Source organism: Sphingomonas turrisvirgatae (assembly GCF_001721295.1).
GTDB lineage: Bacteria > Pseudomonadota > Alphaproteobacteria > Sphingomonadales > Sphingomonadaceae > Sphingomonas > Sphingomonas turrisvirgatae.
The window spans coordinates 78,388-88,517 of the sequence record NZ_MDDS01000008.1; the positions used below are offsets into that span (position 1 = coordinate 78,388).

The following is a 10,130-nucleotide window of genomic DNA, read 5'->3' on the forward strand; positions in this document are numbered from 1 at the left end:
GCATTTATATCCATTGAAGATCGACGCGTCTATGGCTACACTTGCATCCATAGGGAGACAGGTCGATGCAAGGTGACATTCTGAAGGGGGCTCGAGCAGCCGCGCTCGCCACCGGGCTCAAAGAGCGCGAAATCTACTATCTGGTCGAGCGCAACCATGTGCCGTTCCGCAGGGTCGGCCGTCAGCTCTTTTTCAGTCGAAAGGCATTGATCGAGGCGCTGCAGCCTCCGGTCACCTGACGCCGGACCGCGCCAGCAGGCGTGCGTGGCGGGGGTCTGCGGCATCGCATTGCTGGTCCGAGATGGAAATCGCGTCGCTGGATGCATCGTACATAGACAGTGACGCCAAGCTCAGCCGCGCTTCGGAGGCAGCTGAGCTTGGCCGGACTCGCTCGTTCCCACCCGCCGAACCGGGACCGCGCGATGATGGCGGATCTCATGCTCGTTGCGATCATGCATCGACGGCCACCCTTCGGGCATCGACGCGAGCATTCACACATGCGGTCCCCAATCGAGCGGGGGAATAACAGGCGGTCGTAATCGCGCCAGCGGGCAAAATATGAACCCATGAAGGATCAGATATTGATCAAGGATCTTCGCGAGGCTCGACGCTCGACCGGTTGGTCTCAGAAGACGCTTGCCGAACGGATCCGAACCGATGCGCAAGTCGTCAAGCGGTTGGAGCGGGGCGTGGGAACCGTGACCACGCTGATGGCGGTCATGGCTGCGCTCGATTATCGTTTGACCGGGGTAGGTCCGGGCAGGGACTTGCCTGACCAGCTGCGCAGACGTCGGCTGAAAAAGGCTCTGACCGTGGAGGCCGCGGCCGGGAGGGCTGGGCTGTCGCGCGCGACCGTGCGAAATCTGGAGCGCGGCGGCGGGTCGGTCGCCAGCCTCCTTCGCCTGCTGGCGGTCCTCGCGCCGGGCGCACGTCGGCGCGCGCCGGAGCGAAGCTATTGGGGCCAAGCGGATAAGGAAGACCGCGATAGTCGCTTTACACCGGCTGAGTTCATGGCGCCGATTTACGATGCATTTGGGGAGATCGAGATTGACCCATGCGGCAATGTGCTCAGTCCAGTCATCGCGCGCCGGCGGATTCTGCTGAGCGAGGGTGGCGACGGTCTGACCGAGGATTGGAACGGCACGTTGGCGTTCGTCAATCCACCCTATTCGGAAGTGCTGAAGTGGCTTCGCCGCGCTTATGATCAGTGGAGGGCCGGCAATGTTCAGACGGTTCTGTGCCTTGTGCCCGTGCGGACTGACTCGGCCTGGTTTCACGATACGCTCAGTCCGGACGCCGACATCTATTTCCTGCAGGGGCGCGTCAAATTTTTGGATTCGCGCGGAAAAGCACAGCACACACCGTTCGCGTTGATGCTGGTCTGCCTTGGCACCACCGCCGAGCAGAAGCGTCGCTATGCCCAGTCGGTCACTGGCTTCTGGATGCCGCGCCGCGCGGCTGGCGAGGGCGAAATTGCCGCTTGAGCGCTGGATCCGCCGGGACCGATGACGTCGATCCCGGCGGTCCTAGTTAGCCGGCGGCTGGCAGCGTGCTGTGGATGTAGCGGCGGCACTCCTGCGAAGGAGCGGCGGCAGCACGCCGCCGCACCGCGTGCTTGGCACGAGTGATACCCGCAGCCGTTGACCCGCAAGGCTTGCCGGCCAGATGCACCATCTCGTCTCTCTCGAACACGAGGTGCCCCACGCTTGCCGTCGGGATCAACACACAGCCGCCACCGCGCCGGTGCATCCAGAGATCGCACCGACGCACCATATGTGTCACACCTTCGCGCGACGCGAAGACTGTGATGCTACGAGGGCGTAGCACCGCATTGCCAGGCTCGAACTCGAAGTAAACAATGTCCGACCCGGTCTGCTCCATCAGACTGGAGACGATTTTCAAGACCGTCAAATCCACTGGCTCGCCCGCCATAAACAGATAAGGTTCCGAGGCTCGATCGGAACCTTCCGGGACAAGCAGCTCGCGCGCCGCGACGAGAATGCGGTTGCGCTCTTCTCGCAACACTGCGGCATTATTTATCTGGTAACCTTGGGTCTTGGACATCGCTTAAACCTTCTCTTCGTATAATAGCCGTCAGGCGCTCTTGAATTTCCTCCTTCGGAGGTCCTTCATTCGCTCTTCCTGACATCGCTTATCTTCCGGCTTTCGCCGGCGGGCGCCTGAGAAGGTCGCCCGTGCGGTGTCCTGGGCATTCACATGGCCATGTCGGAGGGGTATTCACGGCTCACCCCAAAGCGCCAGACGCTGTTCGCTTGCGCCTCGCGCGATCCCTGCAGCGCGCTCCGCAGCATCGGCATAGGGCATCGCGTCGCTGTGGATCAGGGTCGAACGGCCGATGATCACGGCAGCAGCGCGCTTGTCGATCGGTACGAGCGCCGCCATTCGATGGGGCAGCGTCCAGAACAGCAGATCCAGCGCAAATTCGGTTCGATCCCGCTGGATGAAGAGGGCGTCGTACCGCAACGCGCGCCCTACCGCATTCGCGCGTATGCTGACGATCAGCATGTCGCAGTCCGCCGCGCGTGCGATGCTTTCGGCCTCGGCCAGCGTCGGCTCCACTGGTCCCGTCACGCCGGCCAGGATCAGCCGCATCGAGGGTAGCTCGATGCAGCCGGGTGGCAGCGTAGACTGCGGATGGGGTTCGAGGATCGCTGGCGGCGAGCAATACGGCAGCAGCCCAAGCATCGCCCGAACCATGGGCGAGCCTATGTCCAGCCGATGGATCATCTTTGACATTTGTACACCTGGGTTGGACGGGATCCGGCGGCCTTGTCCGACAGTGCCAAGGCGCGCTCATCCAGCGCGGGCCAGCGGTTCATTTGCTCGCTCGACCCAGATAATCCTGCCACTCGCCGGCAAGCGTCGCTGCGGCGGGTTTGACGAACGCTCCGAAGCAGGCGTGCAGCGCGCGCGGAAAATAGAGGGCGTGGAGGTGGGGCTTGAGCCCGCGACCCGCGAGCGCCGGAACGTGATGGATCAGCACGACGGCGAGCCCGCGCCCGTTGAGGCTTTCGCGGGCCCAGGCTCTGGCCAGTTCCCACTGTCGATGCAGCAATTCGGCATTATCAAATCGGACGGTCGCAATGCCCAGAAGGTCGCGCTGTGCAGGCAACATCTGCTGTTCGTAGGTCTCTACCAGACGCGCAAGATTTCGCAGATGATCAGGTGCCCAGTCAGGCAACAGCACTTCGTGATCGAAGGCGTTGGGCTCGCTCGAATTGTGCAGGGCCAGCCGTCGCACGATGGCCTGGCCGGCGGTGCTGGGCACCCCTTTGTAATTGGTCGGAATCATGCCGTGGGTGAAGTCGACGCCGTCGATCTTCGGCCGCTTGTCGGGCGTGTAATCGGCCATCAGATCAGCCCTCCACAGCCACGCGGTGGACTGCGAGTGCGGCGCGCGCAAGGGTCAGGACGCGATCGCCATCATCGCGCCGCGGCAGTCCCTCGCGCGCACCGACACAACCCGGCAGTAGCCAGTCTTGAGCAGTCAGCTTCGCGGCGGGAGCGAGGTTGTGATCGGCCCGCTTCCGGGGCGTCGAGCAGTGGAATCTAGTCAATGAAATGTCCTTCGAGCGGGTATGTCGTGGGCGCTCGCGCTTCAGCTTTTCACCTTTCTGCGGCGGAGCATTTCCGCCTTTCCACCTCTCAAGGGCGGCACCTGTCCGGCGACGCCGAAGGGATCGTCAGGACGACCGCGCCATCGTCGATCTCCGGTCTCCCGGTGCTTCCGGCGCCGCGTCGAAGCGCGGCAGAGGACCCAGGCTCCGCCTGCCGACACGATGCCAACATCGTGGACTGAAGGTCGTTGACGAGCGGCCGATCTGCGCGAGTTTTGCGACTGATGCTGTAAAGCGGGGGCGCCCCCAGCTTTACGGAATTGCGCCTGTTACTTTTGGTATGACGAAATGCCATTTTTGTCATAGCTGAGTTGAAGGATGGGAACGCAGGCCGAGCACGCCATTCGTCATGGCAAACGGCGTATTGTGCGGACCGTCAATGACGATCGGTCGTCAACTATTCTGTAAATCGACCGCGCACTTCTATCCGGAGCAAGATCCATCCTGTAAACTGATGCCGGAGGCGAAGTCCGGCATGTTGCAGGCGAGTGCAATCAGTCATCTGGTGGGAGCTGCCAACAGCAAATTGGCTGCGTTTATTCGTGCGCAGGAAGATGAAGAGGCGCGTCTGATCAGCAAGGTCAAGACGCGACAATTGTTCAAGACGGACGGCGACCCACGCAGACGACTGCCCCGCTTTGCCGCGCCGGCTCAATTCAGCCGCCCAAGTCCAATTGTGGAGCGCGGCAGATTATCGGGTGCGGCGCCCTTTCATATGGCGGTAACAACGGTGAGCAGGCGAGTGGCTGACATCTCGGTCAGCCGCTTTGAACGCCCGGACAGATCGGCTACGCCGGCCTTTGATCACGCGGAATATGTCGAGCGAGACGGCGCTGCCGAGGTGATCGAGTCAGCGCAGGAAGGCTATATCGCAAGGCCGGGTGCCATCGAGCGGATCGTTTCCGTGGCTGGCCTTGGCGAGTTCGAACGCGCCGAGCCGTGGCACCCTGGCTCAATGTCGACGTTCCAGTGCGGACCCGCACGCGTTCGGGCCGAACACAGTTTCGGTTCGTGATCGAACTTCCGGCCGGTATATCACCGCATGACCGGATGGCGATCGTGCAACATTTTTGCGCCAAGCTCGAGCAGCTCGAGCGCAATGAGCACGGTGCCGCGATCGGCATGATGTATACGGCGGTCATCCATGCGCCGGACGATCAGAACGACGAGCGCAATTATCATCTTCACGTGATCGCCTATGATCGCCCGTGCAGGTTTCTGGTGGAGCATGGCGAATGGGATTTCGCGGTCCCGGAAACCTACATCCATCGTGGCCAACGGCGGACGCGCTACCCCTATCGGCAGAACAAGGTGACGGTATCCCAATCGCAGCGGGTGAGCGGGCGGGAGGATAGCGGGAAGCACTTCCTGAAGACGTTGCGGACCATGTTCGCCGACAGCGCCAACCACGTTCTGGCAGCGCGGAAGGCCGACCGTCGGCTGCACCCGGGCACCTATGCGGATTGTGGGATCGATCGCGAACCCACCAGGCATTTGGGGGGCATGTATCGCGCTGAACAGATCGGCGTCGCAACCGTGCGAGGTGACGAAAACGCCGCCATCATCTGGGCAGATCGGGCGCGTGAGATATACACCAACAACCTCAATCGAAGGATCGCGGTTCTTGGGGCGCTGGATCGTGTCGCCGGTGCCACCAAGGCGTATGCGGATGCCGCCGCCCTGCGCGAGTTGCAGGAGATAGAGGCGCGGATGGCTGGCGAGGCGAAATCGCTCCTAGCGCTCAAACTGGAATATGATCTGTTCCGGTTGAACGAGGAAAAGGCACGCTCGCGGGCGGATGTCGTCCGCAGCTACTGCGACGAACAAATCGACGGGCGGGCGAGCGACACGGTCAGATCCCGTCGCGAGCGCGAGGATCTGATCCGCCGGCGTGCCGAGGCGATGTCCTATCTGGAGGCGCTCGATCGCGACATCGCCGCCGAGCGGGAGCGGCTGGCTGCGATCGGCCGCAGCCTGATGGCGAGAGACACGCAACTGACCAAGGATCTCATGGCAGTGGACCGCCTCATCGGACGGCTCGCCAGTGAGGAGGTAACCCGGGAGGCAACGCGCCCGGCTGTCGCCGAGGACCACACCGATGCTTCGGACATGCCGCTTCCGCCCGCTGCATCCCCGGCCCTGACAAGGGTGCGCCTCGGCGCCAGCGAGAAGGCTGCCGCGCCAAAGCCTCACTCAAACAGTGGCGCCGGCCAGCGTGATGACCCCGAGCCGCTCAACGATCGGTCCCCGTCGCCGGCAGCGCGTGCTTCGGCTGATGAATCGCCCCCGCCCCCAACCTTGGCTGACAGTCGCAAGGTCGAGGCGGCTACGCAGCGGGCCGGCCCAGCGCCATTCCCTGAGATGGCACCCGGCGCCGCGGCTGACAGAACGGAAGACTCGAAGCCGGACATCGCCAACACTGGCAGGGAAGTGGCAGCTAGTGGTCCATTGAAGGCCGTCCCGGACGGCAGGACAGAGAAGCCTGCCGCCACGCCTCAGCCGCTTCCCGCACTGCCGATCCGGCTCGGCGGGAAGATGAGCGACGGCCATCGCAGGATCGACATCCTGCTCAAGCGTATCGCCGAGCAGCGCCTCGAGGTGGTCAGGACGGATGAGGTCATGAGCGATCAATATGCGGTTCCCGCCCTGCATGCCGAACTCGCGGCGTTTCGAATTCCGAGCCAGATGATGCGCATCAACCTGGCTTTGAAAGCCCGATATCGGTTCCAGGAACGGGAGATCGACCGTCTGCTCGACTGGATGGTCGCGGCCGATCCGGTGAATGCGGCTGGTCTTGATGCAGCCTTGGCCCGGGCGCCCAAGGCCATCCAGACGCTCTACGCCAATTTGCGGAACCACAAACGCGTAAGTGCCTTCCTGACCGCCATTCAGAAAAGCGGCGTTGAGCGCGGTGCTCCCATGCCTGCCACGGTGCCGATGCCCGGGAAGGTCGGCAAGTCGGACGTTTTAACGAGTGGGCCCAAGGCGTCACCTGCCGCTGACGAGGGGGGCGGCAAACCCTCGCGGGCGGCAATGACTGAGGAAACGCGGGTAGCCGTGTCGCGCGATCAGGGCGACGCGGACTTCCAGCTGCTGGCGGCTTACCAGCATCTTCTCGGGGGCAGGGGCAGGTGACCGGATCGCGCCTGATCCGGTTTGACGGACCCTTGTGCCGTGGACGGGGACCGGCATCCGCCTGCGTGGCCCTGCAAACCATCGATAGGCCGCCATGGTCAGCTACAATTTTGTTGCGTCAAGGTTTTCCCGCTAGAGCGATTATTGACGGATTTCAGCGGGCTGGGCGGCCCAATCCTTGTTGCATTTTTGTTGCGTGGAGAAAAAGTGAGCGGTTGGCGCTGGTTCGTAAGCCGTTGAAATGACTCGAAATTCCCGAAAGCTCACCCAAATGCTTCAGGTTGGGCTAAGCCATTGATTTTGAACGGGAAAGTGGATGCCCGACAAGGATTCGAACCTTGATTGACGGAGTCAGAGTCCGCTCTCTTACCATTAGAGGATCGGGCAATCGGACGGGCGATCTAGGCAGCGGAATTGCGCCGGTCAAGGGGATTCGCCGCCGCCTTGCTCCTATTCCACGCTTGCGCTAGCCTCGCTCCCAAGCACCGGCGGCCTATTCCGGCCGTGACGGAAGAACATAAGTGAGTGGTTATGGGGGATGGCTCCGCCAGGATGCCGCGCCCGCCGGCGACGAAGCCGGCCCGCCCGGCCCCGAATATGCAAGCGGGTCCAGCATCCGGCCCGCATGGCCGGCCGCGCTGGCCCGAGGCTCGGCATTTCGCCGCGTTGGACCTTGGCACGAACAATTGCCGGCTGTTGATCGCGCGGCCGCAGGGCAGCGGCTTTACGGTGGTGGACGCATTTTCGCGAATCGTGCGGCTGGGCGAGGGGCTGGCGTCGAGCGGGCGGCTGTCCGACGCGGCGATCGAGCGCACCATCGCGGCCCTGAGGATCTGCGCGGACAAGCTCAAGCGGCGGCATGTCGCGCTGTCGCGATCGGTCGCTACGGAGGCGTGCCGGCAAGCCGTCAACGGTCCCGAGTTCATCCAGCGCGTGTATCGCGAGACGGGCATCGTGCTCGACATCATCACCGCCGAGGAGGAAGCGCGGCTTGCCGTGCTGGGCTGCCATGCGTTGCTGGAACCGGGCGACGGACCGGCGCTGGTGTTCGATATCGGCGGAGGATCGACCGAATTGGTGCTGGTCGACAATTCGGGTGAGCAGCCGCGCATCCTTGACTGGCACAGCGCGCGGTGGGGCGTGGTGTCGCTGACCGAAGCGCGCGGCGTGACCGGCGATCATGACGAGCCGACTCGCACCGCCGCCTATCAACGGATGCGCGAGAGCGTGGCAGAGGCGTTCGCGCCGTTCGTCGCGCGGCTGCCCAAGCTGGAGGGCAAACCCAGGCTGCTGGGCACGAGCGGGACGGTAACGACGCTGGCGAGCGTGCACCTTGAACTGCCGTCCTATGACCGATCGGCGATCGACGGCCTGATCGTGCCGACTGCGTCGATGCGCGCAGTGAGCCGGCGGATCGCCGAACTGGACCTTGCGGGGCGATCCGCCGTGCCGTGCATCGGACCCGAGCGCGCCGATCTGGTGGTGGCGGGCTGCGCGATTTTGGAGACGATCATGGACATCTGGCCAGCCGAACGGCTGGGTATTGCCGACCGCGGCATTCGCGAAGGAATCCTGCGGCACCTGATGCGCGGGAGCCTCAAATGAGCAGGGGCGGCGCACGCGGGACGACGCGGGTCAAGACGGCGCGAGGGCGGACCAGCCAGTCGGTGCGCTGGCTAGAGCGGCAGCTGAACGACCCCTATGTAAAGAGGGCGAAGGCCGAGGGCTATCGCAGCCGGGCCGCGTACAAGTTGCTGGAACTGGACGAGAAATTCGATTTCCTGAAAGGCACGAAGCGCGTCGTCGACCTGGGCCTGGCGCCAGGCGGGTGGAGCCAGGTGGTGCGGCGCAAATGCCCCAAGGCGGCGGTCGTCGGCGTCGACCTGTTGCCCGTCGATCCGATCGAGGGCGTAACCATCTTCCAAATGGATTTCATGGACGACGCCGCGCCCGACCGGCTGATGGAGGCGCTTGGCGGCCCGCCGGACCTGGTCATGTCCGACATGGCGGCGAACACCGTTGGGCACCCGCAGACCGACGCGCTTCGCACGATGGGGTTGGTCGAGACCGCGTTCGACTTCGCGGTGCAGAACCTCGCGCCCGGTGGCACGTTCGTGAGCAAGGTGTTCGCGAGCGGCGGCGACGGGCAGTTCGTCGCGCAGATGAAGCGCGCCTTTGCCAGCGTGAAGCACGCCAAGCCGCCGTCGAGCCGCAAGGGGTCGGTCGAGTGGTTCGTGGTCGCGCAGGGGTTCAAGGGGCGCGCCGATGAGGGTGCTGCGGGCGAATGAGCGATGTGTTCACTTGCAGTGTCCGGAATAAGGTGGATGCGTGAAGTTTAGCCAAATGGGTTCGTGTAGGAAAGTCGATCGACCAAAGCGCTGAAAATGCTCGACCTTTTCTGGGCGTTGCGGCGAATATCGGGCGTGGAGGAGGGTCGATTGCGCGGTCCGGGCGGGGTTTGCGAGTGGGTCGGTTGTGACCATGCCGACCAACTTCTTGCGACGAAGCGGGCGCGCGGCGTTGCGATTGCGGAGGGGAATGTCGAACGCGTCGAACGGCGTGGTTCGACCGCTGCGGTGTCGCGCGTGGCAAAGTGGATCCCGGCACGAGGCCGGGATGACGTCCGGCTGGAGAAGGTTCGCGCGGCCACGCACAGCCCGACATGCGCGATTGGACTTGGCGTCGCGCGGCGCTAGGCTCCAGCCTGACCTGTATCGGGAGGGGCGCGTGAAGCAGCTGGCACGGATCGTCGCATTGCTCGTGCTGGCGCTGAGCCCACTGGTCGTATGGGCGGACGCTTCGCCGCAGGTGGTGCTGGCGACGCCGGGCATGGGCGACGGCGCGATCGAGCGGTTCACGGTCCGATTCAACCAGCCGATGGTGCCGCTGGGCGATCCGCGCGCTGCAGCGCCGATGAAACAGGCGGCGGGATGCCCGGTCGGCGGGCAGGGGCGCTGGGTCGATCAGCAGACCTATGTGTTCGAGTTCGCGTCGCCGCTGCCGGGCGGAGCGACATGCGGGTTCGCGCTGAATGAGAAGCTGAAGAGCCTGGCCGGCTATGAAGTGACCGGAAAGCGCGAGTTCAGCGTCGATGCCGGCGGGCCGACGGTCAAGGGCATCCTGCCGTCGCGCTATGGCGCGACGATCGAGGAGGACCAGGTCTTTCTGATCGGCACCAACATGCCCGCGACGCGCGCGTCGATCGCGGCAGGCGCCTATTGCGCGGTCGACGGACTGGGCGAGAAGATCCCGGTGCAGCTGCTGGATGCGAGCGTGCCGGGCAAGCTGATCGCGGACCTGAACCCCGATCGCTGGGAAGTTCGCAATTTCCTGAGCGATTCAGGATTGCCCGAGACG

General features: G+C 63.9%; 10 protein-coding genes, 1 tRNA gene and 1 pseudogene. 8 read left to right on the forward strand and 4 right to left on the reverse strand.

The genetic code is table 11. The features are described from left to right. Positions 1 to 65: 65 nt before the first annotated feature. Together BFL28_RS20440 and BFL28_RS03795 are read left to right on the forward strand one after the other, a co-directional pair. Positions 66 to 239, forward strand: coding sequence for a DNA-binding protein (locus BFL28_RS20440; RefSeq protein ID WP_119184531.1), 174 nt, complete (start codon positions 66 to 68; stop codon positions 237 to 239). Positions 240 to 581: 342 nt separating this feature from the next. Next, on the forward strand, positions 582 to 1,484 hold the full coding sequence (locus BFL28_RS03795) for a DNA N-6-adenine-methyltransferase (RefSeq protein ID WP_173655668.1): 903 nt from the start codon (positions 582 to 584) through the stop codon (positions 1,482 to 1,484). Between the two features lie 46 nt (positions 1,485 to 1,530). Here BFL28_RS03795 and BFL28_RS03800 read toward each other — a convergent pair whose 3' ends face one another. From BFL28_RS03800 to BFL28_RS03810, 3 genes are all read right to left on the reverse strand, one after another. Further along, positions 1,531 to 2,064, reverse strand: a complete 534-nt coding sequence (locus BFL28_RS03800) for a hypothetical protein (RefSeq protein WP_069319278.1) — start codon at positions 2,062 to 2,064, stop codon at positions 1,531 to 1,533. Between the two features lie 174 nt (positions 2,065 to 2,238). Further along, complete coding sequence (locus BFL28_RS03805) at positions 2,239 to 2,757, reverse strand: hypothetical protein (RefSeq protein WP_069319279.1); 519 nt, start codon at positions 2,755 to 2,757, stop codon at positions 2,239 to 2,241. Positions 2,758 to 2,836: 79 nt separating this feature from the next. Next, positions 2,837 to 3,373, reverse strand: coding sequence for a hypothetical protein (locus BFL28_RS03810; protein ID WP_069319280.1), 537 nt, complete (start codon positions 3,371 to 3,373; stop codon positions 2,837 to 2,839). A gap of 644 nt (positions 3,374 to 4,017) precedes the next feature. Here BFL28_RS03810 and BFL28_RS20850 point away from each other — a divergent pair. Both BFL28_RS20850 and BFL28_RS03820 read left to right on the forward strand, forming a co-directional pair. Beyond that, entirely contained in the window at positions 4,018 to 4,653 is a 636-nt protein-coding gene (locus BFL28_RS20850) for a hypothetical protein (RefSeq protein ID WP_158011619.1), read from the forward strand. Between the two features lie 35 nt (positions 4,654 to 4,688). Beyond that, a complete protein-coding gene (locus tag BFL28_RS03820; protein ID WP_069319282.1) occupies positions 4,689 to 6,773 on the forward strand; it encodes a MobA/MobL family protein in 2,085 nt (694 codons plus the stop codon). 313 nt (positions 6,774 to 7,086) lie between these two features. Here the strand turns inward: BFL28_RS03820 and BFL28_RS03825 are convergent. Beyond that, positions 7,087 to 7,160: transfer RNA gene (locus BFL28_RS03825), tRNA-Gln, on the reverse strand. Between the two features lie 144 nt (positions 7,161 to 7,304). Here BFL28_RS03825 and BFL28_RS03830 point away from each other — a divergent pair. From BFL28_RS03830 to BFL28_RS03845, 4 genes and pseudogenes are all read left to right on the forward strand, one after another. Then, on the forward strand, positions 7,305 to 8,378 hold the full coding sequence (locus BFL28_RS03830; RefSeq protein ID WP_420911751.1) for a Ppx/GppA phosphatase family protein: 1,074 nt from the start codon (positions 7,305 to 7,307) through the stop codon (positions 8,376 to 8,378). Continuing rightward, positions 8,375 to 9,061, forward strand: coding sequence for an RlmE family RNA methyltransferase (locus BFL28_RS03835; RefSeq protein WP_069319284.1), 687 nt, complete (start codon positions 8,375 to 8,377; stop codon positions 9,059 to 9,061). Before BFL28_RS03830 ends, BFL28_RS03835 begins: the two co-directional genes overlap by 4 nt. Before the next feature lie 96 nt (positions 9,062 to 9,157). Next, the gene (locus BFL28_RS03840) at positions 9,158 to 9,469 is read left to right on the forward strand and encodes a hypothetical protein (protein ID WP_069319285.1); all 312 of its coding nucleotides are present in this window, start codon (positions 9,158 to 9,160) and stop codon (positions 9,467 to 9,469) included. Between the two features lie 31 nt (positions 9,470 to 9,500). Continuing rightward, positions 9,501 to 10,130: pseudogene (locus tag BFL28_RS03845) on the forward strand (alpha-2-macroglobulin family protein); the annotation flags it as partial.

What these genes read in the sequence shown, in the direction of transcription:
- BFL28_RS20440 (WP_119184531.1), top strand. Translation starts at nt 66, where the DNA reads ATGCAAGGTGACATTCTGAAGGGGGCTCGAGCAGCCGCGCTCGCCACC.
- BFL28_RS03800 (WP_069319278.1), bottom strand. Translation starts at nt 2,064, where the DNA reads ATGTCCAAGACCCAAGGTTACCAGATAAATAATGCCGCAGTGTTGCGA.
- BFL28_RS03805 (WP_069319279.1), bottom strand. Translation starts at nt 2,757, where the DNA reads ATGTCAAAGATGATCCATCGGCTGGACATAGGCTCGCCCATGGTTCGG.
- BFL28_RS03810 (WP_069319280.1), bottom strand. Translation starts at nt 3,373, where the DNA reads ATGGCCGATTACACGCCCGACAAGCGGCCGAAGATCGACGGCGTCGAC.
- BFL28_RS20850 (WP_158011619.1), top strand. Translation starts at nt 4,018, where the DNA reads ATGACGATCGGTCGTCAACTATTCTGTAAATCGACCGCGCACTTCTAT.
- BFL28_RS03820 (WP_069319282.1), top strand. Translation starts at nt 4,689, where the DNA reads ATGGCGATCGTGCAACATTTTTGCGCCAAGCTCGAGCAGCTCGAGCGC.
- BFL28_RS03830 (WP_420911751.1), top strand. Translation starts at nt 7,305, where the DNA reads ATGGGGGATGGCTCCGCCAGGATGCCGCGCCCGCCGGCGACGAAGCCG.
- BFL28_RS03835 (WP_069319284.1), top strand. Translation starts at nt 8,375, where the DNA reads ATGAGCAGGGGCGGCGCACGCGGGACGACGCGGGTCAAGACGGCGCGA.
- BFL28_RS03840 (WP_069319285.1), top strand. Translation starts at nt 9,158, where the DNA reads ATGCTCGACCTTTTCTGGGCGTTGCGGCGAATATCGGGCGTGGAGGAG.